Origin of the sequence: Bradyrhizobium sp., assembly GCF_028868675.1 — a bacterium.
Classification (GTDB): domain Bacteria; phylum Pseudomonadota; class Alphaproteobacteria; order Rhizobiales; family Xanthobacteraceae; genus Bradyrhizobium.
On the sequence record NZ_JAGWUA010000075.1, the window covers coordinates 1 to 20,882 of the forward strand.

The following is a 20,882-nucleotide window of genomic DNA, read 5'->3' on the forward strand; positions in this document are numbered from 1 at the left end:
GAAGGAGTTCTGCCGGCAGAACGGCTACGTCACCACGCTGTTCGGTCGCAAGTGCCATTACCCCGACATCAGGGCGTCCAACGCCTCGGTGCGCGCCTTCAACGAACGCGCCGCGATCAACGCGCGCCTGCAGGGTACCGCCGCCGACATCATCCGCCGCGCCATGACCCGCGTCGAGGATGCGCTTGCGGCAAAGAAATTGTCGGCGCAGATGCTGCTGCAGGTGCATGACGAGCTGATCTTCGAGGTGCCCGACGCGGAGGTAGAGGCCACGCTTCCGGTCGTGCAGCACGTCATGCAGGACGCGCCCTTCCCTGCGGTTCAGCTGTCGGTGCCGCTGCATGTCGACGCCCGCGCCGCGAAGAACTGGGACGAAGCGCATTGATGGGCGAATGACGAATAGCGAGTGGCGAATAGACTCGCCTCTATTCGCCACGCCCCATTCGCTATTCGCCTAGCTCAATCCAGCTTGGCGTCCATGCCGCGCTTCACCGCGGGGCGGGCCATCATGGCCTCGTACCAGCGCTTCACGTTTGGAAAATCCGACAGCTCCACCTTGTGGCGTGGATGGCGCCAGGCCCAACCCAAAATGGCGAAATCGGCCACCGACAGGTCGCCTGCGACGAATTCACGCCCCGCAAGCCGCCGGTCCAGCACACCGTAGAGCCTGCGCGTCTCGGCCATGAAGCGCTTCAGGCCATAGGCGCGATCCTGCTCGTTCTCGAGCGCAATGAAATGATGCACCTGGCCGGGAATCGGCCCGAAGCCGCCCATCTGCCACATCAGCCACTCATAGACCGGGATGCGCTCAGTCAGCGATTTCGGCAGGAATTTGCCGGTCTTTTCGCCCAGATAAAGCAGGATCGCACCGGATTCGAACACGGTGACCCGCTTACCCTCCGGCCCGTCGGGATCGACGATGGCGGGAATCTTGTTGTTGGGGCTGATGGCGAGGAACTTCGGCGCCATCTGCTCGCCCTTGGTGATGTTCACCGGGATCACCTCGTAGGGCAGCCCCATTTCCTCCAGCGCGACCGAGATCTTGCGGCCGTTCGGCGTGTTCCAGGTATGGAGTGCGATGGTCATTGCCCTGTTTCCTTCCCCCGACTTCGGCATCCAACTACCCTAGAAGGTTGCGGTCTTACAACCGGCGGTTCGGAATGGTGCCCCGCCTTCGGACGCGGCGGCTGCCCTGTTGACGGGCAGGGAGGCGGCCCTCGCCCCTCTGGAATGTCGCGGCGACGACGGATAAATTCCGCCTCTTCCAAAAGAGCCCTTCGAGGACTGCCGTGTCGAAATCAGCTTCCCGCGCCCGCCTGTTCGAAATCATCCGCCGCCGTTCGTTCGGCCGCGGCGAGGTGACGCTCGCATCGGGCCGCAAGAGCGATTTCTATTTCAACCTCAAGCCGACCATGCTCGACCCCGAAGGCGCCACGCTGCTCGCCGAGCTGACCTATGAAACGCTGAAGGACGACCAGCTCGACTATATCGGCGGCCTCGAGATGGGCGCAGTCCCGCTCGCCGGCGCGATCGCCCAGCTCTCCTGGATCAAGGGGCATCCGATCGCCGCCTTCTTCGTGCGCAAGAAACCCAAGGAGCACGGCGCGCGCCTCGCCATCGAAGGGCTTGCCAAGGGCGAGAGTCTGCAAGGCAAGCGCGTCGTCATCGTCGAGGACGTCACCACCACCGGCGGCTCGGCGCTGAAGGCGGTGGAATCGGTGCGCGAGGCCGGCGCGACGGTGGCGCTGGTGCTCACCATGGTCGACCGCGAGGAAGGCGCCAGCGATACCTTCGGCGCGGCCGGCCTGCCGTTCCGCTCGCTCTACAAGGCGTCGGAATTTTTGCAGGGTTGATACCCTCGCGTCCCGGTCACCGCTCGTTTACCATCCCGCATTATGGTGAATCGAAGCCGGAACGTTACCGTCCCGGCGGGTCTGGTTGCGTGGGGTGGAGTAAGCGTTGCGTACAAAGTCGTCCCATACGCGCCGGCGGCGGCGCGCGATGTTGGTGGCCGCCATCCTTGCCGGGCCGCTTCTGGCAGCCCCGGCTCCCGTCTCGGCCGAAGGCCTGTTCGACTTCTTCTTCGGCGGCATGCAGCGCCAGCCTTCGCAGGCGAGCTCCTACGCCGATCCCTTCGCGAGCCAGCAGAATGCACCGGTCTCGCCGGACAATGTGCCGCCGACGCGCGCAGCAGCCGCGGGTTCCGGGCCGGCCTTCTGCGTGCGCAGCTGCGACGGCAAGTATTTTCCGCTGATGCGGGGCAGCGCCTCGCCCGCGCAGATGTGCCAGGCCTTCTGTCCCGCGAGCGCCACAAAGGTCTTTTTCGGCACGAGCATCGACGGCGCCTATGCCGCCACCGGCGAACGCTATGCCGACAGCGAGAACGCGTTCGCGTACCGCAAGGCCCTGCGCGCGGACTGCAGCTGCAACGGCCGCGACCCGGCCGGCCTCGCCCCGGTCGACCTCGCGCTCGACAATTCGCTGAAGGCCGGCGACGTCATCGCGACCACCGACGGCCTCGTCGCCTATACCGGTGTCCGGCTCGGCATGGACCAGGCCGCGGAGTTCACGCCGGTCGCCTCCTATCCCGGCCTCACCGCGCAGGTGCGCGCGCGGCTCGGCGAGATGAAGGTGGCGCCGCCGCGCGCCGAAACCGCAGCCGCCGACGCGCCGGGCGCAAGCATCGTGCGCGAGCCGCTGCCTGCCGTAACGACCCTGCCGAAGACACCGGCGCAGAAATCAGACAGGCGCGCGGCGGCGGATTGATCGCCTCCGCATCTCTCGCGTCCGGGGCGCAAGAGCCTCACCTTCCGATGATCACGCCGATCACGTTCGGCGCCGCCAGATACCTCTCCTCGATCGCCGCGCGCGCGGCGGCGCGGTTCTCCGGCGTCAACAGTCCCCGCTTCTCGGCGAGGATCATCCAGCAAAATCCCCACCAGTCCATCAGCATGCCGTGATCGTCGACGAGATCAAAACCCTGCTCGGCCGCGAAGATGCGCGCATGCGCTTCGTCCAGCGTGTCGAGGAACAGATGATCCTCGGCGGAGAACAACTCGTCGCTGATGTCGTCGATGGTGTAGCCCCAGACCGACTGGCAGACCGCATTGAATTCGCGGTCGATCTGGTCGTCATCGATCCTCTGGCGGCGCGCCGCCTGATGCAGCCGCGACAGCGAGCGGGCGAAGTCGGCAATCCGGGTGAGGGCAAATTGATCAAAGGCGATGGTGGACATGTAGTCCTCGATACGTCGGTCAGACCCTAGATATTGTGTCGGCAACGCGCCGAATCACAATGATATATCAAAGACTTGCTAAAGTGTTCTTAATTCGTTCTGATCATACACCAGTTTCCGCTGTCTTCGTCACGTGTCAGCGCAATGCACCGCCGCGCGGCGCACGGTTTCGATCCCGCGGCAGGGCGCGTAAGGTTTGTGCGGACGCTTCAAACGACCAGGATATGACGATTTTGCAAGATCCATCGTTCCCGCCGAATCTGCCTGCGCCCGACCAGCCGATCGACGAACTGGCCGTCGCCGAGATCAAGGGCGCCATTTTGGCGAAGCTGCGCCTGACCATCGGCAAGGATGCGGCGATGGCGACCAAGCTCGATTGGTACCATGCCGCGGCGCTCGCGCTGCGCGACCGCATCGTGCATCGCTGGCTGAGCGCGGAGAAGCGCAGCTACGACGCCGGCGACAAGCGCGTCTACTATCTCTCACTCGAATTTTTGATCGGCCGGCTCTTCACCGACGCTCTGAACAACATGGGCCTGTTGAAAGTCTTCGAGATCGCGCTCGGCGATCTCGGCGTCAGCCTGGGCGACCTGCGCAAATGCGAGCCCGATGCCGCACTCGGCAATGGCGGCCTCGGGCGGCTCGCCGCCTGCTTCATGGAGAGCATGGCGACGCTGGCGATCCCGGCGATCGGCTACGGCATCCGTTACGATTTCGGCCTGTTCCGGCAGATCATCAACCAGGGCTGGCAGCAGGAATATCCGGACGAATGGCTTAGTTTTGGCAACCCCTGGGAATTGCAGCGGCCGGAGGTGGTCTATCACATCCATTTCGGCGGCGGCGTCGAGCATGTCGACGATCGCGGCCGCGACCGCGCGATCTGGCATCCGGCGGAGACCGTGCAGGCGGTCGCCTTCGACACGCCGATCGTCGGCTGGCGCGGCCAGCACGTCAACGCGCTCCGCCTGTGGTCGGCGCGCGCGCCCGACCCGCTCAGGCTCGACGTCTTCAACACCGGCGACTACGTCAGCGCCAGCGCCGAGCAGGCACGCGCGGAGGCGATCTGCAAATTCCTCTATCCCAATGACGAGAGTCCGGCCGGTCGCGAGCTGCGGCTGCGCCAGGAATATTTCTTCGTTTCCGCCTCGCTGCAGGACCTGGTGCAGCGGCATCTTGCCTCCGACGGCCAATTGCGCAGCCTGTCGGCGAAAGTCGCCGTCCAGCTCAACGACACCCATCCGTCTCTCGCCGTCGCCGAGCTGATGCGGATTCTCGTCGACCTGCACTATTTCCGCTGGGACGAGGCCTGGAAGATCACCGTCGCGGCCCTGTCCTACACCAACCACACGCTGCTGCCGGAGGCGCTGGAGAGCTGGCCGGTCGAGCTGTTCGAGCGGCTGCTGCCGCGGCATCTCGAGATCATCTACCGCATCAACGTGCAGCACCTGGCGCTGGCCGAAGCGCGCTGCCCCGGCGACATCGATTTCCGCGCCTCGGTCTCGCTGATCGACGAGAAGAGCGGCCGCCGCGTGCGCATGGGCCAGCTCGCCTTCGTCGGCTCGCACCGCATCAACGGCGTCTCGGCGATGCATTCCGACCTGATGCGCGAGACCGTGTTCCACGATCTCAACCATCTCTACCCCGGCCGCATCACCAACAAGACCAACGGCATCACCTTCCGCCGCTGGCTGATGCTCGCCAATCCGAAGCTGACGGGGCTGTTGCGCGAGGTCTGCGGCGAGGCCGTGCTCGACGATCCGACCCGGCTCTCGGCGCTGGAGGCGCGCGCCAGCGACAGCGCATTCCAGCAAAGATTCCGCGACGTCAAGCATCACAACAAGATCGCGCTGGCGCGCCTGATCGGCGAGCGGCTCTCCATCAACGCCGATCCGAGCGCGCTGTTCGACGTGCAGATCAAGCGCATCCATGAATACAAGCGCCAGCTCCTCAACATCCTCGAAACCATCGCGCTGTACCAGGCGATCAAGGACGAGCCCACCCGGGACTGGGTACCGCGGGTAAAGATCTTCGCCGGCAAGGCGGCGGCGAGCTATCGCTACGCCAAGCTGATCATCAAGCTGATCAACGACGTCGCCGACATCGTCAACAACGATCCCGCGATCGGCGGCCGGCTGACGGTCGCCTTCCTGCCCGACTACAACGTCAGCCTCGCCGAAATCATCATCCCCGCGGCCGACCTGTCCGAGCAGATCTCGACCGCCGGCATGGAGGCCTCCGGCACCGGCAACATGAAGCTCGCGCTGAACGGCGCCATCACCATCGGCACGCTCGACGGCGCCAACATCGAGATCCGCGACCATGTCGGGCCCGAGAACATCGCGATCTTCGGCATGGAGGCCGGCGACGTCACGATCCGGCGCAAGCAGGGGCTGGACGCTTCCGACGCGATCCGCAAATCGCCGCAGCTCGCGCGGGCCATCAATGCGATCGGCGCCGGCGAGTTCTCGCCCGGAGATCCCGGCCGCTTCGAATCGATCGCGCATGCGCTGCGCTATCTCGACCACTACATGGTCAGCGCCGACTTCGATTCCTACTACGAGGCGCAGCGCGGCATCGACGCGCGCTGGCGGGTAGTGCCGGCCTGGACCCGCGCCTCCATCCTCAATGTCGCGCGCATGGCGTGGTTCTCCTCCGACCGCACCATCCGTGAATATGCCGACGATATCTGGAACGTGCCTGTCCACCCGACCACGCCCGCCGAGCAGACGCGACGCGGCGCGCTGGGATAATATTTCCACGCCGCGAAATCAATGACGCGCGGGGTTATTGATTGATCCCCGGGCGGTGATGATATGATTGGTATCATCCCGGAGACCCGGCGTCAGCGATACTGCCGCCACCTCTAACACCGTCATTGCGAGGAGCAAGCCGACGAAACAATCCAGACTGCCTCCACGGTCACCATCTGGATGACTTCGCGGAACCCGTCATCGGGCCGCGCTTCGCGCGGACCCGTTGGCTCGCAATGACGACTTGGCAAGCATCGAGACCAATGCACTCAAAGACCCCCCACCTCTTCGACGAAGCGACCCGCATCACCGCCGGCGACAGCCGCTGGCAGGGGCACACCAGCGACGACTACTGGGCCTTCGTCGGCCCGTTCGGCGGCACCACCGCCGCGACCATCCTGCGGGCGCTGATCGACCATCCGCAACGCGCCGGCGATCCGCTGGCGCTGACCGTCAACTACTGCGCGCCGATCGCGCAAGGCGCCTTCGATCTCGACGTGCGGCTGGTGAAGGCCAACCGCTCCACCCAGCACTGGTGCGTCGAACTCAGTCAGGGCGGCGGCGAGACCGCGACGCTCGCGACCGCCGTGTTCGCCGAACGCCGCCCGTCATGGTCCCGGCAGGTCGCGCAATTCCCGGACGCCACGCCCTACGAGCAGACGCTGCCCTATCCGAGCATCGCGGCGAGTTGGGCCAACCAGTACGACTTCCGCTTCGTCGAGGGCGAGCTTCGGATCGGTACAACGAAGCAGGACACGCCGGCGAGCAGCTATTCGAAGCTGTGGATCGGCGACCGCCTGCCGCGCCAGCTCGACATGCTGTCGCTGACGGCGATGTCGGACGCGTTCTTCGGCCGGGTGTTTCATGCCCGGCGCGAGATGGTGCCGTTCGGCACGGTATCGCTGACGACCTATTTCCACACCGACAGCGAAGCGCTCGCGGGAGAGGACGTCACCCGCGTGCTCGCGGTCGCCGACGCAAAGATCTATCACAAGAGCTACGGCGACCAGACCGGCGACCTCTGGTCGCCGAACGGCCGCCTGCTCGCGACCACGACGCAGATCGCCTATTTCAAGGCGTGAAGCGCTTCCACGATCTCGTCCTTGCGAGCGCAGCGAAGCAATCGAGGATCCCTACGCGGAGACGGTCTGGATCTTCGCTGCGCTCGCAATGACGCGTGGAGAGACGTCGCAAAAGCAAAAAGGGCGGCCGCAGAGGCCGCCCTTCGTCATTTCCAGTGAATGAAGCTATTCCGCCGCCATCTTCACGTCGGGCGCGGCGGCGCGGACGTCGGCATCGACCTGGGCTTCGAACTTGGCAAAGTTCTTCTGGAACATGCCGACCAGCGCACGCGCGGTCTTGTCGAACTCGTCCTTGTCCCTCCAGGTGTTGACCGGGTTGAGGATCTCGCTCGGCACGCCCGGCAGCGCGGTCGGCACCGCGAAGCCGAAATACCTGTCGGTGCGGAATTCGACGTTGCGCAGGCTTCCATCGAGCGCTGCGGTGAGCAGCGCGCGCGTCACCTTGATCGGCATGCGCGAGCCGGTACCGTACTTGCCGCCGGTCCATCCCGTGTTGACCAGCCAGCAGTCGACATTGTGCTGGGCGATCAGGTCGCGCAGCATGTTGCCGTAGACGCTCGGGTCGAGCGGCAGGAAGGGCGAGCCGAAGCAGGTGGAGAATTCCGGCTGCGGCTCGGAGCCCAAGCCGCGCTCGGTGCCTGCGACCTTGGCGGTGTAGCCGGACAGGAAGTGGTACATCGCCTGCGCCGGCGACAGCTTTGCGATCGGCGGCAGCACGCCGAAGGCGTCGGCGGCGAGCATCACCACGTTCTTGGGCTGCGGCGCGCGGCCGGTGCGCGAGGCGTTCGGGATGAAGTCGAGCGGATAGGCCGAACGCGTATTCTCGGTCTTGGAGCCGTCGTCGAAATCGACCACACGGGTGTCCTCGTCGAGCACGCAGTTCTCGAGCACTGCGCCGAACCGCGTCGAGGCGGCGTGGATCTCGGGCTCGGCTTCCTTCGACAGCTTGATGCACTTGGCGTAGCAGCCGCCTTCGAAATTGAAGACACCGTTCGGACCCCAGCCATGCTCGTCGTCCCCGATCAGCGTGCGGTTCGGGTCGGCCGACAGCGTGGTCTTGCCGGTGCCGGACAGGCCGAAGAAGATCGCGGTATCGCCTTTGGGGCCGACATTGGCCGAGCAGTGCATCGGCATCACGCCGCGCTCGGGCAGATAATAGTTGAGCGTCGTGAAGACCGACTTCTTCATCTCGCCGGCATAGTAAGACCCGCCGATCAGGACGATCTTGCGGGCGAAATCGATGGCGACGACGTTCTCCGACCTGCAGCCGTGACGTTTCGGGTCGGCGCGGAAGCTCGGCATGTCGATGATGGTGAGCTCCGGCGCGAAGGTCGGCAGCTCGATGGCCTCGGGGCGGATCAGCAGCGTACGGATGAACAGCGAGTGCCAGGCGAGCTCGGTGAAGACGCGGGTCTTGATTCGGTAGGCCGGGTCGGCGCCGCCGTAGAGATCCTGCGCGTAAAGCGTCTTGCCCTCGGCGTGCTTGAGGAAGTCCTGATACAGCGCCTCGAACTGCTCGGCGGTGATCGACTGGTTGCCGCCCCACCACATCTTCTTGTCCGTGGTGGCGTCGCGCACCGTGAACTTGTCCTTCGGGCTGCGGCCGGTGAACTCACCGGTGTCCGCGCAGAGCGCGCCGTCGGCCGACAGCACCGTTTCTCCTGCCGCGAGCGAGTATTGATAGAGCTGCGGTGCGCCGAGGTTCCAATGCACCCGCTTGAGATTCCTTAAGCCGAATTTATCGGCGCCGAAGGCACCGTTGCGCACGCCCGTCTCTTGCACGAAAGATCCTCCTAGAACCCGCGTCCGTCGGCGCATCTCGGTAGGAGCGCCATTATCATCGCGGCGACCGTGAATATAACCGTCCGGCCCTCGGCTGGACGACCTATTACTTGATGAACGCCGAGTTTGCCAAGCCGATCCCGCATGAATTGGTTTATTCAGGCCGGGTGCAAATGGTCGCGCCGCCCCGGCGTTCGAAAGAGGCGGCGAAACGACCGATGATCGCGCAACCAAATCGGTCGAGGCGCAACTGTTGCGACGCACAATCCCATTATCCTACCGTACTGCCCCTTCGCCGATCAGCGCGAAGGGCGCCCAGATCGCGGGATAGGCGTTGCGCGGCGACGAAGCGTCGTCGAGATAAGTCAACATCGCGCGCCGCAGGGCTTCGGCCCGGCCGATCCCCGGTTCGCTCTTCAACAGGTCGAACGTCGATGTGGTGAGCCGCGTCGCGGCCGCCGAATCGACCGCCCAGTGCGAGACCAGGAGCGCGCGGGCACCTGCGTAGAAGAAGGATCGCGCCAGTCCCGACAGCGCTTCGGCGCCCGGCTTGTCGCCGGCGATGGTGTTGCAGGCAGAGAGTACCACCCAGTCCGCATTGAGCTTGAGCTGCGCGACCTCGCTCGCGGTGAGCAGGCCGTCGTCGAGCTCGGTCGGCGAGTCCGGAATCGACAGCGCGAGCGACGGTTCGCCCACGCCCTTGACGTCTCCGGCGACGAGGCCGTGGGTGGCGAAATAGACGATGCCATACTGGGCGAGCGGCGCCCGCTTCAGCGTGGTCTCGCTGGCGTCGCGGCCGAGATGGATGTCGTCGCCGGCCGCGCCGACATCGTGCGCCACCGCGTTCAACTCGTCCGCAGTGTCGGGTAGTTGCGGCAGGGCCTGCGAAAGCTGCGCGCGGTCGACGCCGGCGCCACGCCAGAAATCGGTGTACGCGATGGTCGCCACGCCGCGCGCGGCGAGCCTGCCGGCCGCGCGCCTGTCCGCCGGGCCTTCGAGGGCGGGATTGAACAGGGGATCGCCGAACCCGGTCATCGGCTTGACGTTCTGATCCCTGCGGGCAAAGGCGCGCAGCGACTTCAGGCTGGCGACCGACGGCAGCACGGAGACGGCCTGACGCCGCAGCAGCCAGGCGGCGTTGCGATAGCCCTCGAGTTGGTCGGGGATGGCCGCCTGCGGCCTCGAAGTGACCAGCAGGTGGAACGGCAGGGCAGTGAACGCACCCGAAGGCACCACCAGAAGGCTGCGCTTGTCGCGCGTCAGCGTCTCGACCGGGCCGAGCAGCGTCACATAGAGCTCGTTGGCGAGCGCGAGGTCGAACAGTCCCGACTTTCCCGTCGCATCGGACGCCTTGCCGACATCGAGACCCCGGCGGAAGGCGGCGACTTTCTGCGCCAGCGCATCGGCACCGAGCGGAATCTCCTTCCAGTCCACGCCCTCGCGCGTGATGGCGACGACATAGCTGCGCTTGTCGACGACGGAATAGAGCGCCATCGCCTCGTCGGACGAGAGCAGCGCCTGGATGTCCTTCACCGTCAGCGGCAGCGGGTTGGAGAGCGAGGCGTAGTCGGGGAATTCGACTGCGAGCGTCTTCTGCAGGCCGGCGCGCTCGGTCGCGACCGCCGCAAGCCGCTGCCGGCTGCGCTGCTCACCCGCGCCGTCGCGCTGAGCCGAGGGTTTTGACACCGCGGCGATGATCGCCTTGTCCAGCGCATCGGCTTCGGCCGCGAAGTCCTGATCCCTGCGCACCAGCTCGGCGAGCCGGTCGCTGCCGGCGGCAAGCCGCACCGCGAGCTTGTTCACGGCCGACGCCGCCGATGACTGCGTGCCGCGCTGGATGGCGGCGAGCGCCTCGTCCAGCGCCTTGTCCTCGGACATCAATTGCTGCTGCCGCGCCGCGAACAGCACCGGCAGCACGATGCGCAACTGCGCGCGGTCGTTGGCAAGCGTCCGCTCCGCCAGCGGCACGGCGTCCGCAGTCCGCCCGGACAGCTGCAGGAAATAGGCGAGATTGCCGGTCGAGATCGCAACATCGGGGTGATCCGGACCGAGCGCGCGCTCGCGGATCGACAATGCACGGCGGTAGAGCGGCTCGGCATCGGCGTAACGCTGCTCGTGCTCATAGAGCCCGGCCAGATTGTTGAGCGAACGCGCCACGTCGGGATGATCGGGGCCGAGCACCCTTTCCCGGATCGCGAGCGAGCGTTTGATCGGCGCCTCCGCGTCGGCATCGCGGTCGAGATCGCGGTAGAGCTGGCCGAGATTGTTCAGAAGCGTGGCGACCGCCGGGTGCTCGGGACCGCCGACCTTCTGATAGATCGCCAGCGCCCGCTGAAACAGCGGCTCGGCGTCGGCATAGCGCTCCTGCTTCACACAGAGCGTAGCGAGATTGTTGAGGGACTGGCCGACATCGGGATGATCCCGCGGCAGCGCCTTCTCGCGGACGGCGAGCGCGCGCCTGAACAGCGGCTCGGCCTCGGCAAAGCGTTGCTGCCGCTGGTACAGCGCGGCGAGATTGTTCAATTCGGGCGCAACCTCGGCGGTGTCGAGGCCGCGGGTTTTTCCATCAGCGCGATGGCGCGCTTGTAGAGCGGTTCGGCCAGGTCATCGTGGCCCTGGTCGGCGTAGAGCTGGCCGAGATTGTTCAGGGCAGCCGCGAGGTCGCGGCCGTTGTTGCCCCTCTCCAGTGAGGCGACGAGAGCCTGCGCGAGCGGCAGGGCCTCCGCATATCGTCCGGCGCGGCTGAGTTCGTTGATCCGCGCGCTCTGCGCGGCGAGGTCGCCCGTCTGCGCCAGGCCGGAAGCGGCGAAGCATGCGCCGAGTGCGAGCGCCGCGGCCGCCGATAGTGCCAGTCGATTGCGTCTCGCCATCGTGCCTCTCGCTGCCGACCTGCCGGCCATAACCGTAGTTGGGTCGCAGCGATCAAGATCGTCGTTCAACTCCGCGTGGGCCTATTTGGCTTTCGCCCGCGCTTCACCCGCCAATTTTACCAGCATCTTGCGCAGCTCGGTTCCACTGGTCACCCGTTCCGGAAATGCGAGCCGCAACACGGTCTGGCCCGACTGCATGTCGACCCCCTCGGGGTCGCAGCCGGTGCAGCGCCAGTCGGCTTCGTCAGCGCCAAACAACTGCCTAGCGTAGAGCTGCATGGTGTCGCGATGGTCGGCATTCATGTGCTCCACCGCGCCCGCCTCGGCCTCCAGCAGGTCTTCAGCGCCGACGAGATCGGTTAGGAACCGCTGCGGCTCGAGGTCCACGATCCGGCCAAAACCGGCAACCAGATGGGTACCTGAGGGGCGGATCCTGAAGAAGGAGAAATCCGTAAACGAAACAAAGTCTTCAGCCGTGGGATGAGCGGCGAGGTAGCGCCGGCGCAGGAGCTCCAGTTCGTCCGCAGCCGCCTGTTCAGCACGGCCCGACAGCATGATCCGGGCACCCTCCAGGGGATCGCCGGGGGCGCGCTCGTCGAGCATCAGCGACACCCTGCCGTCGGCCAGGATGTTCCTCGTGTGGATGGCCAGGCGCGAGATCAGGAGGATCGGCGAGCCGTCCGGATGGCTCGCCAGATTGACCAGGGAGCAATAGGGATCGCCGCTGCCGGTCATCAGAGTCGCGAGCGCCCCCTGCCGGGACCGCCGCAACAGCGATTTGGCGAGCTTTCCGGGGTCGAAATCGGTCGTCGGCTGCATCTCTTTTCCCTGGTTATATGGTTGCAATGCGGGCCTTTTTTCGAGTAAACGAGGCTCGGTTATGGGTCGAACCGCGGCGCTTGAAGCCGTGTTTCGGGGAAATTGGTCACACTTCAGCCCAGCTTGCATTGCTCGGTTGCCCAAGTTCGAACCCCATGTATGCGGCGCTCCACTGGATTGCTCGCCGTTTTAGCCACGACACCAAACGGAAAGCAGGCTCATGCCCACAATCGCCCTGGTCGACGACGACCGCAACATTCTCACATCCGTCTCGATCGCGCTGGAAGCCGAAGGCTACCGCATCATGACGTACACCGACGGCGCCTCGGCGCTGGACGGTTTCCGCACCACGCAGCCCGACCTCGCCATCCTCGACATCAAGATGCCGCGCATGGACGGCATGGAGACGCTGCGGCGGCTGCGGCAGAAATCCGATCTGCCGGTGATCTTCCTCACCTCCAAGGACGAGGAGATCGACGAATTGTTCGGCCTCAAGATGGGCGCCGACGATTTCATCCGCAAACCGTTCTCGCAGCGGCTGCTGGTCGAGCGCGTCAAGGCGGTGCTGCGCCGCTCGGCGCCGAAGGATCCGACCGCCGCGCCGAAGGAGAACGACGCCAAGGCGCTCGACCGCGGCCTGTTGCGGATGGACCCGGAACGGCACACCTGCACCTGGAAGAACGAGCCGGTGACGTTGACGGTGACGGAATTCCTGATCCTGCAGGCGCTCGCGACGCGGCCGGGCGTGGTGAAGAGCCGCAACGCGCTGATGGACGCCGCCTATGACGACCAGGTCTATGTCGACGACCGCACCATCGACAGCCACATCAAGCGGCTGCGCAAGAAGTTCAAGGTGGTCGATCCCGAGTTCGAGATGATCGAGACGCTCTACGGCGTCGGCTACCGCTTCAAGGAAGCCTGAGGCGACAGGCGCCTCATCCGTGGACTTTATGCGGACTGACGCCGCCGCCGGTCTCGGCTAGGATGCGGGGCCCATCGCACGACCAGTCCAACGCGGGGCATGAGCATTGCTTGACCGAACGCAGCCTGATTCGAACCTGAACGCCGAGGACGTCGTGTCCCCGGGCGTCCCGGAGGATTCGACCGGCGGCAAGGCGAGCGCGAAGGGCTGGCGGCCGCTGTCCTGGCTCAGCCGTGCCGGTCAGTTCTTCTTCGCGCTGAGCTTCTCGAGCCTGACTCGCCGCATCGTCTCGCTCAATCTCGCGGGCCTCGTCGCGCTGGTCGCGAGCATCCTCTACCTCTCCCAGTTCCGCGCCGGCCTGATCGATGCCCGCGCCCAGAGCCTCCTGGTGCAGGCCGAGATCATCGCCGGGGCGATCGCAGCGTCCGCGACCGTGCAGACCAACGCCATCACCATCGACCCCGACCGGCTGCTCGACCTCAAGCCGGGCGAGAGCTACGGCGGCGCCGAGGACTATTCGCCACTGGATTTCCCGATCAATCCGGAGCGCGTGGCGCCGGTGCTGCGCACGCTGATCTCGCCGACCAAGACCCGTGCGCGCATCTACGATCCGAACGGCGGGCTGCTGCTCGACAGCCGCAGCCTGGAAAACGTGCTGCGCCTCGACCTGCCGCCCCCGGCGCTGCAGCCCGGCATCTTCGAGCGCGCGACGATCGCGGTGCGCACCTGGCTCAATCGCGGCGACCTGCCGCTCTATCGCGAGCTCGGGCCCGAGAACGGCAACGGCTATGAGGAGGTCGCCAATGCGCTGCAGGGCCAGAAGCGCAGCATGGTGCGGGTCAATTCGCGCGGCGAGGTGATCGTCTCGGTCGCGGTGCCGGTGCTGCGCTCGCGCGCCATCCACGGCGCGCTGATGCTGTCCACCCAGGGCGACGACATCGACCAGATGGTCACCGCCGAGCGTCTGGCGATCCTGAAGGTGGGCGGCGTCGCCGCAGCCGTCATGATCATGCTGTCGCTCCTGCTCGCGAGCACCATCGCAGGTCCGGTGCGCCGGCTCGCCGACAGCGCCGAGCGCGTCCGCCGCCGCATCAAGACCCGCGTCGAGATCCCCGATTTCACCCGCCGCCGCGACGAGATCGGCCATCTCTCCGGGGCGCTGCGCGACATGACCAGCGCGCTCTACAGCCGCATCGAGGCGATCGAGACGTTCGCCGCCGACGTCGCCCATGAGCTGAAGAATCCGCTGACCTCGCTGCGCTCCGCGGTCGAAACCCTGCCGCTGGCGCGCAACGAGATCAGCCGCGCGCGGCTGCTCGAAGTGATCGAGCACGACGTGAAGCGCCTCGACCGGCTGATCTCCGACATTTCGGACGCGAGCCGGCTCGATGCCGAATTGCAGCGCCAGGATACGATGCCGGTCGACCTGCGGCGCCTCCTGGCCACGCTCGCCTCGGTCGCCAACGAGACCAAGCTCGGCCATGACGTCGCGGTCGAGGTGCGCTTCGAGGGCCGCACCCCGACCGACAGCCTGTCCGTGCCCGGCCACGATTCGCGGCTCGGGCAGGTGATCTCCAACCTGCTGTCGAACGCGCAATCCTTTTCCGAGCCCGGCAACAAGGTGCGCCTCACCTGCCGCCGCGTCCGCTCCGAGATCGAGATCGTGGTCGACGACGACGGCCCCGGCATCCGCGAGGATGCGCTGGAGCGTATCTTCGAGCGCTTCTACACCGACCGGCCGCACCAGGGCTTTGGCCAGAATTCCGGGCTCGGCCTCTCGATCTCCAAGCAGATCATCGAGGCGCATGGCGGACGGATCTGGGCGGAGAACCGCGCCGGTCCGGCGGATGCCGCCGGCGCGCCGACGGTGGCCGGCGCACGCTTCGTGGTGAGGTTGCCGGCGCTATGAGCGAGGCCAGCGCCAGCGTCCATGCCTCCGCGGTTCTCGTCGGCGACCGGGCTGTCTTGATCCGCGGTCCGTCGGGCGCCGGCAAGTCGCGCCTCGCCTTCGACCTGATCCTGGCCGGACGCGCCGGACTGGTCGATAGGGCCGTTCTGGTGGGCGACGACCGTGTCCATCTGGCGACAGTCGGCAACCAAATCGTGGTGCGGCCGGCCCGCAACCTGGCCGGCCTGATCGAGATCAGGGGCCTCGGCATCCGCCGCTGCGACTTCGTGAAGTATGCGACCGTTGGCCTCGTGGTCGATCTCGCCGCCGATGACGCCGAGCGGCTGCCGCCGCCCAAAGCGCTGTCCATACGCATTTCCAGTGTCGAAATACCGCGAATCCCGGTCGGATCGGGCTATCAGCCCCTCCCCCTGGTTGTTGCGGCTTTGACCACTACCAAGAGTTCATCTTCCGTTAACCCTTCCGGCGATTGTTTGAAGGGGAATGGTAACCATATGAACCCCACTATCGCGACCGAATAGACCGGGCGCAGCCCCCTCCTCCCGTCAACCAGATTCCGGGAGATGCGCAACATCCCCTCTTGCGAAAGGGCTCCGGATGGTCAAAGTGGCGCGTTCGTGCGGTGCACCCAAGAAGCGCCCGCGAGGAGTTTTCCGATGATTGGTCTAGTACTTGTGACCCACGGGCGCCTTGCCGATGAGTTCAAGGCGGCGCTCGAGCACGTCATGGGGCCACAAAAGCAAATCGAAGCGATCACGATCGGCGCCGAAGATGATTCCGATCTCTGTCGAGGCGACATCATCGAAGCGGTCAACCGCGTCGATTCCGGCGACGGCGTTGCGATCCTCACCGACATGTTCGGCGGCACGCCGTCCAACCTCGCAATATCCTGCATGAGCCGGCCCAAGGTCGAAGTGCTCGCGGGCATCAATCTTCCGATGCTGGTGAAGCTCGCCAAGGTCCGCGAGGAGCGCTCGCTGCCGGACGCGATCGCGATGGCCCAGGAAGCGGGCCGCAAATACGTCACCATCGCCAGCCGGGTGCTCGCCGGCAAATGAGCGAGGACGACGCGCCGCTCGAAAACCAGATCGGGTCAGCGGTGCCCGGCGGGGCGCTTTCCAAGGAATTGCTCATCGTCAACAAGCGCGGCCTGCACGCGCGGGCCTCCGCCAAGTTCGTGCAGGCGGTCGAGCGCTTCAACGCGCAAGTGTGGGTGACGCGCGGCGGCGAGACCGTCGGCGGCGCCTCGATCATGGGCCTGATGATGCTCGCGGCCGGCCCCGGCACCACCATCACGGTTTCCGCCGCGGGCCCCGATGCGGAAGCGGCAATCGCCGCGATCACCGAGCTCGTCGAGAGCAAGTTCAACGAAGAAGGGACGTGACCTGCGGTCACTTCGCGGGCCCCGCGATGAAGACGTGCCAGGTCATCGACGGTCCCGGCCGGCCGCCGGTGAAGCGCCGCGTGGTCATCACCACGCGCTCGGCATTGGGCGCGGTGTCGGCGACCCATTTCTCGAAGGTCGAAAGCCGCCAGTCGGTGGCGTCGAACACGGCGATGAAGCCGAGCCGCTTGACGGCGTCAGGCGAAATCAGGCCTGCGCCCCAGGCTTCGCCGGGCGTGAACGGGGTCGGATGATCGGGGCTGTAGAACGCCATCGGCTCGATGGTTTCCATGCCGCCCGCGACGACCGCCCAGCGCGAGCCGAACCGCGTGCGCCAGGCCTGCGTCAATTCGCGCGCCAGTTCGGAGCGCGCCCCATAGGTCGCGGTGTTGGTCGCGTTGGCCGCCATCTCGCGCGTTGCGATCCAGGGTGATGCCGCAAGCGTCGAGAGCGTCAGCACGAGCCAGATCGCGGCGATGTTGAACAGGCTCGCCCGCTGCACGCGCAGCGCCGGAATGGCGGCGAGCGCGAGCGGCACCAGGAAGAACAGCGAGATGCCCCAGTCGGTCTTCATGTAGACGCTGAAGGCGAGCGCCCCGAGCGGCGGCCCGACCGCGACGATGAGCTGGATGATCCAGACGTTCAACGCCTGCGCGCGGTTCACGCCCGGATTGATGCCGCGCGCCCAGGCGCGGGTGACGAGCCGAAGCGGCGCGCGCGCCAGCAGCCGCCGCCACGGCGGCACCAGCGCCATCGCCAGCGCGGCGAGCGCCACCGGCAGTGCCAGCAGCGCCAGATTGTGCACGACATAGCCGAGCACGAGCCGGGCGACCTGGGCGCGATCCGAGAGACTGTAGACGTCGCCGGCATAGGTCAGCGGCGCGAAATGCGCATCCGCGAGCCAGACGAGATGCGGGACCATTGCGACGAGCAGCGTTGCGATCGCCACCCACGGTGCCGGCGAGGCCAGGAACCTCACGCGATCCGGATGCAGCAGCGCCGCGAGCCCGATGGCGCCGATCATGGTCAGCACCCAGTATTTGGTCATCAGCGCCAGCGCGCCGGCGAGCCCCAGCCAGACGCCGGACTTCAAGCTCCGCTTCTCGAAGGCGTCGAGATAGGCCAGCACCACCAGCGGCAGGGTGATGAGCTGGACGAGGTCCGCGTTGTACTTGAACCCCTTGAAATTGAAGATCGGGTAGAGCGCAAGCATCACCACGACGAGGAACGCGCGCTTGCGATCGACGACGCGCAGGCTCACGAACCACGATATCACCATGCCGATGCTGACGGTCGTCATCGCGAGCGCGTAGGTCGACCAGTCCGCCGCCGGAAAGAGCTTGAACCACAGCCCTGCGATCCATCCCGACAGCGGCGGATGCTTGCCGTAACCGAGCAGGAATTGCTGGCCCCAGGCATAGGCCTCCGCGACGTCCATGTGGACGTCCTGCGCCGCCTTCAGATTGATCAGGATGAAGGTCCAGAGCACCGCATGCAGCACGGCGAACTGGATCACCAGCCACGCCCCGGTCCGGGGTCCGGTGGCGCGCGCGACCTGCCACGCCACGAGCCGGCGATAGCTCAACCGGGTCTTCGCGCGCGAATTTGCAGGCAGGATCGAGGTCGTCGACATCGAGAGTTGCGTAGCGCGTTTTCGGCCGCGGTGGAATCAGCTTGCCGTGAAGAAAGCCCCTGAAAATAAAGTAATATGGTTGCCGCACGGGGATGTGAGTGGTATCTCGCGCCCCATGACGACCGCCCCCATTTCCAACATCCGCAACTTCTCCATCGTCGCCCACATCGACCATGGCAAATCGACGCTCGCCGACCGCCTGATCCAGATGACCGGCGGCCTCACCGAGCGCGAGATGGCCGGCAAGGAGCAGGTGCTCGACTCCATGGATATCGAGCGCGAGCGCGGCATCACCATCAAGGCGCAGACCGTCCGGCTGAACTACCGCGCCAAGGATGGCAAGGATTACATCTTCAACCTGATGGACACGCCCGGCCACGTCGACTTCGCCTACGAAGTGTCGCGGTCGCTGGCGGCCTGCGAAGGCTCCCTTCTGGTGGTCGACGCCAGCCAGGGCGTCGAGGCGCAGACGCTCGCCAACGTCTACCAGGCGCTCGACAACGATCACGAGATCGTCCCCGTCCTGAACAAGGTGGACCTGCCGGCGGCCGAGCCGGAAAAGGTCAAGCAGCAGATCGAGGACGTGATCGGCATCGACGCTTCGGATGCCGTGATGATCTCGGCCAAGACCGGACAGGGCGTGGCCGATGTGCTCGAAGCGATCGTTCACCGCCTGCCGCCGCCGAAGGGCGATCGCGATGCGACGCTGAAGGCGCTGCTGGTCGACAGCTGGTACGACGTCTATCTCGGCGTGGTCGTGCTGATCCGTGTCGTCGACGGCGTGATGAAGAAGGGCAGCCGCATCCGCATGATGGGCACGGGCGCGGCCTACGACGTCGAGCGCGTCGGCTTCTTCACGCCGAAGATGCAGCTGGTCGACGAGCTCGGCCCAGGCGAGATCGGCTTCATCACCGCCGCGATCAAGGAGGTCGCCGATACCCGCGTCGGCGACACCATCACCGACGACAAGAAGCCGGTCGCCGAGATGCTGCCCGGCTTCAAGCCGGCGATCCCGGTGGTGTTCTGCGGCCTGTTCCCGGTCGACGCCGACGATTTCGAGACCCTGCGCGCGGCGATGGGCAAGCTGCGGCTGAACGACGCCAGCTTCTCCTTCGAGATGGAGACCTCGGCGGCGCTGGGCTTCGGCTTCCGCTGCGGCTTCCTCGGCCTGTTGCACCTCGAGATCATCCAGGAGCGGCTGTCGCGCGAGTTCGATCTCAACCTGATCGCGACCGCGCCGAGCGTGATCTACAAGATGAAGCTCACCGACGGCAGCGAGATCGAGATCCACAATCCCGTCGACATGCCCGACGTGGTCAAGATCGCCGAGATTCAGGAGCCGTGGATCGAAGCCACCATCCTCACTCCCGACGAGTATCTCGGCAGCGTGCTGAAGCTGTGCCAGGACCGCCGCGGCTCGCAGAAGGAGCTGACCTATGTCGGCTCGCGCGCCATGGTGAAGTACGACCTGCCGCTCAACGAGGTGGTGTTCGACTTCTACGACCGCCTGAAATCGGTCTCCAAGGGCTACGCCTCGTTCGACTATCACCTCACCGACTACAAGCCCGCCGATCTCGTCAAGATGCAGATCCTGGTCAATGGCGAACCGGTGGATGCGCTCTCGATGCTCGTGCATCGCACGCGCGCGGAGGGCCGCGGCCGCGCCATGGTCGAGAAGATGAAGGAGCTGATCCCGCCGCACATGTTCCAGATCCCGATCCAGGCGGCGATCGGCGGCAAGGTGATCGCGCGCGAGACGGTCCGCGCGCTGCGCAAGGACGTCACCGCGAAGTGCTACGGCGGCGACATCACGCGCAAGCGCAAGCTTCTGGAGAAGCAGAAGGAAGGCAAGAAGAAGATGCGGCAGTTCGGCAAGGTCGACATCCCGCAGGAAGCCTTCATCGCCGCGCTGAAGGTGGATAGCTGAGGCGAGTGCTCCAGCGGCCCGAGCGGCAGCCGACCTGAGGGAAGCGGGACGGACTGTGGATACTCCATCCGTCATTGCGAGCGAAGCGAAGCAATCCAGAATATCCCCGCGGCGGTAGTCTGGATTGCTTCGTCGCTATCGCTCCTCGCAATGACGGGGCCGGCCGGAGGCCTCCAGGCCCGCACAACAAAAACGTGCGGTTCAACCCCATGCACAGTGGCTGTCAACCCTCGATGACGCACTGCGGATTTTACGAAATCTGGTTGACATGTCGGGCAAATCAGTGGCATGATGCCATCATTGGAAATTGCACGCCCCAATGAAGCGGGCGGAATGGGGCCTCTCTCTCGTCGGCATGAGGGACGCTTCGCTGGCTTCTATCATTTCGTGGCGAGCGGGCGAAAGCCATCATTGAATTCTTTCCCGTAACATGTTACGTTTCAGCCATGGCGACCACTCCGAAGAAGACCGGAAAGAGCTCCCCGCTTAGCTCGAGCCAGCGAATGGCTGCGCGCCGCGCGCGGTTGCGGGCGTTGGGGCTGCGGCCTGTCCAACATTGGGTTCCCGAT

Annotated in this window: 17 protein-coding genes and 1 pseudogene; 12 read left to right on the forward strand and 6 right to left on the reverse strand. The window is 65.7% G+C overall.

Annotation, left to right across the window (positions count from 1 at the left end; translation table 11 throughout):
• On the forward strand, window positions 1-385 hold a 385-nt coding region (locus KGM94_RS12075), incomplete at its 5' end, for a DNA polymerase (protein WP_300258949.1).
• 74 nt (window positions 386-459) lie between these two features.
• Here the strand turns inward: KGM94_RS12075 and KGM94_RS12080 are convergent.
• The gene (locus tag KGM94_RS12080; protein WP_300258952.1) at window positions 460-1,086 is read right to left on the reverse strand and encodes a glutathione S-transferase family protein; all 627 of its coding nucleotides are present in this window, start codon (window positions 1,084-1,086) and stop codon (window positions 460-462) included.
• Window positions 1,087-1,289: 203 nt separating this feature from the next.
• On the opposite strand from KGM94_RS12080, the gene pyrE reads away from it, so the two are divergent.
• Both pyrE and KGM94_RS12090 read left to right on the forward strand, forming a co-directional pair.
• Window positions 1,290-1,853: an orotate phosphoribosyltransferase gene (gene pyrE / locus KGM94_RS12085; protein WP_300258955.1), complete on the forward strand. Its 564-nt coding sequence runs from the start codon at window positions 1,290-1,292 to the stop codon at window positions 1,851-1,853.
• 148 nt (window positions 1,854-2,001) lie between these two features.
• Window positions 2,002-2,766, forward strand: a complete 765-nt coding sequence (locus KGM94_RS12090) for a DUF2865 domain-containing protein (protein WP_300258957.1) — start codon at window positions 2,002-2,004, stop codon at window positions 2,764-2,766.
• 37 nt (window positions 2,767-2,803) lie between these two features.
• On the opposite strand, the gene KGM94_RS12095 is transcribed toward KGM94_RS12090, so the two are convergent.
• On the reverse strand, window positions 2,804-3,235 hold the full coding sequence (locus KGM94_RS12095; RefSeq protein ID WP_300258960.1) for a hypothetical protein: 432 nt from the start codon (window positions 3,233-3,235) through the stop codon (window positions 2,804-2,806).
• Between the two features lie 224 nt (window positions 3,236-3,459).
• On the opposite strand from KGM94_RS12095, the gene KGM94_RS12100 reads away from it, so the two are divergent.
• Complete coding sequence (locus KGM94_RS12100) at window positions 3,460-5,985, forward strand: glycogen/starch/alpha-glucan phosphorylase (RefSeq protein WP_300258964.1); 2,526 nt, start codon at window positions 3,460-3,462, stop codon at window positions 5,983-5,985.
• 263 nt (window positions 5,986-6,248) lie between these two features.
• Window positions 6,249-7,067 carry a thioesterase family protein gene (locus KGM94_RS12105; protein ID WP_300258968.1) on the forward strand — a complete coding sequence of 273 codons (819 nt, stop codon included), beginning with the start codon at window positions 6,249-6,251 and terminating at the stop codon, window positions 7,065-7,067.
• Between the two features lie 165 nt (window positions 7,068-7,232).
• Here KGM94_RS12105 and KGM94_RS12110 read toward each other — a convergent pair whose 3' ends face one another.
• The 3 genes and pseudogenes from KGM94_RS12110 to KGM94_RS12120 form a co-directional block, all read right to left on the reverse strand.
• Entirely contained in the window at window positions 7,233-8,849 is a 1,617-nt protein-coding gene (locus KGM94_RS12110; protein ID WP_300258971.1) for a phosphoenolpyruvate carboxykinase, read from the reverse strand.
• Between the two features lie 276 nt (window positions 8,850-9,125).
• Window positions 9,126-11,719: pseudogene (locus KGM94_RS12115) on the reverse strand (CHAT domain-containing tetratricopeptide repeat protein).
• An 81-nt stretch (window positions 11,720-11,800) separates the two neighbouring features.
• Window positions 11,801-12,538 (reverse strand): DUF2470 domain-containing protein, encoded by a 738-nt coding sequence (locus KGM94_RS12120; RefSeq protein WP_300258974.1) that lies wholly within the window; start codon window positions 12,536-12,538, stop codon window positions 11,801-11,803.
• A gap of 220 nt (window positions 12,539-12,758) precedes the next feature.
• On the opposite strand from KGM94_RS12120, the gene KGM94_RS12125 reads away from it, so the two are divergent.
• The 5 genes from KGM94_RS12125 to KGM94_RS12145 all read left to right on the forward strand — a co-directional run bounded on the left by KGM94_RS12125 (window position 12,759) and on the right by KGM94_RS12145 (window position 16,753).
• Window positions 12,759-13,460: a response regulator transcription factor gene (locus KGM94_RS12125; protein ID WP_300258977.1), complete on the forward strand. Its 702-nt coding sequence runs from the start codon at window positions 12,759-12,761 to the stop codon at window positions 13,458-13,460.
• A 106-nt stretch (window positions 13,461-13,566) separates the two neighbouring features.
• Window positions 13,567-15,369, forward strand: coding sequence for a sensor histidine kinase (locus tag KGM94_RS12130; RefSeq protein ID WP_300258980.1), 1,803 nt, complete (start codon window positions 13,567-13,569; stop codon window positions 15,367-15,369).
• Window positions 15,366-15,890, forward strand: a complete 525-nt coding sequence (locus KGM94_RS12135; RefSeq protein WP_300258984.1) for an HPr kinase/phosphatase C-terminal domain-containing protein — start codon at window positions 15,366-15,368, stop codon at window positions 15,888-15,890. Before KGM94_RS12130 ends, KGM94_RS12135 begins: the two co-directional genes overlap by 4 nt.
• A 135-nt stretch (window positions 15,891-16,025) precedes the next feature.
• A complete protein-coding gene (locus KGM94_RS12140; RefSeq protein ID WP_211393687.1) occupies window positions 16,026-16,427 on the forward strand; it encodes a PTS sugar transporter subunit IIA in 402 nt (133 codons plus the stop codon).
• A complete protein-coding gene (locus KGM94_RS12145) occupies window positions 16,424-16,753 on the forward strand; it encodes an HPr family phosphocarrier protein (RefSeq protein ID WP_300258988.1) in 330 nt (109 codons plus the stop codon). The genes KGM94_RS12140 and KGM94_RS12145 overlap by 4 nt, the downstream gene beginning before the upstream one ends.
• Before the next feature lie 7 nt (window positions 16,754-16,760).
• Here the strand turns inward: KGM94_RS12145 and KGM94_RS12150 are convergent, their stop codons facing one another.
• Window positions 16,761-18,386, reverse strand: a complete 1,626-nt coding sequence (locus KGM94_RS12150) for a glycosyltransferase family 39 protein (RefSeq protein WP_300258991.1) — start codon at window positions 18,384-18,386, stop codon at window positions 16,761-16,763.
• 115 nt (window positions 18,387-18,501) lie between these two features.
• Between KGM94_RS12150 and lepA the strand changes: the two genes are divergently transcribed.
• Window positions 18,502-20,313 (forward strand): translation elongation factor 4, encoded by a 1,812-nt coding sequence (gene lepA, locus KGM94_RS12155; protein WP_300258994.1) that lies wholly within the window; start codon window positions 18,502-18,504, stop codon window positions 20,311-20,313.
• Between the two features lie 503 nt (window positions 20,314-20,816).
• The coding region (locus tag KGM94_RS12160) for an antitoxin MazE-like protein (RefSeq protein ID WP_300259000.1) at window positions 20,817-20,882 on the forward strand (66 nt) is incomplete at its 3' end.

What these genes read in the sequence shown, in the direction of transcription:
- KGM94_RS12125 (WP_300258977.1), top strand. Translation starts at nt 12,759, where the DNA reads ATGCCCACAATCGCCCTGGTCGACGACGACCGCAACATTCTCACATCC.
- KGM94_RS12095 (WP_300258960.1), bottom strand. Translation starts at nt 3,235, where the DNA reads ATGTCCACCATCGCCTTTGATCAATTTGCCCTCACCCGGATTGCCGAC.
- KGM94_RS12080 (WP_300258952.1), bottom strand. Translation starts at nt 1,086, where the DNA reads ATGACCATCGCACTCCATACCTGGAACACGCCGAACGGCCGCAAGATC.
- KGM94_RS12140 (WP_211393687.1), top strand. Translation starts at nt 16,026, where the DNA reads ATGATTGGTCTAGTACTTGTGACCCACGGGCGCCTTGCCGATGAGTTC.
- KGM94_RS12105 (WP_300258968.1), top strand. Translation starts at nt 6,249, where the DNA reads ATGCACTCAAAGACCCCCCACCTCTTCGACGAAGCGACCCGCATCACC.
- KGM94_RS12120 (WP_300258974.1), bottom strand. Translation starts at nt 12,538, where the DNA reads ATGCAGCCGACGACCGATTTCGACCCCGGAAAGCTCGCCAAATCGCTG.
- KGM94_RS12150 (WP_300258991.1), bottom strand. Translation starts at nt 18,386, where the DNA reads ATGTCGACGACCTCGATCCTGCCTGCAAATTCGCGCGCGAAGACCCGG.
- KGM94_RS12145 (WP_300258988.1), top strand. Translation starts at nt 16,424, where the DNA reads ATGAGCGAGGACGACGCGCCGCTCGAAAACCAGATCGGGTCAGCGGTG.
- KGM94_RS12100 (WP_300258964.1), top strand. Translation starts at nt 3,460, where the DNA reads ATGACGATTTTGCAAGATCCATCGTTCCCGCCGAATCTGCCTGCGCCC.
- KGM94_RS12090 (WP_300258957.1), top strand. Translation starts at nt 2,002, where the DNA reads ATGTTGGTGGCCGCCATCCTTGCCGGGCCGCTTCTGGCAGCCCCGGCT.
- KGM94_RS12135 (WP_300258984.1), top strand. Translation starts at nt 15,366, where the DNA reads ATGAGCGAGGCCAGCGCCAGCGTCCATGCCTCCGCGGTTCTCGTCGGC.
- lepA (WP_300258994.1), top strand. Translation starts at nt 18,502, where the DNA reads ATGACGACCGCCCCCATTTCCAACATCCGCAACTTCTCCATCGTCGCC.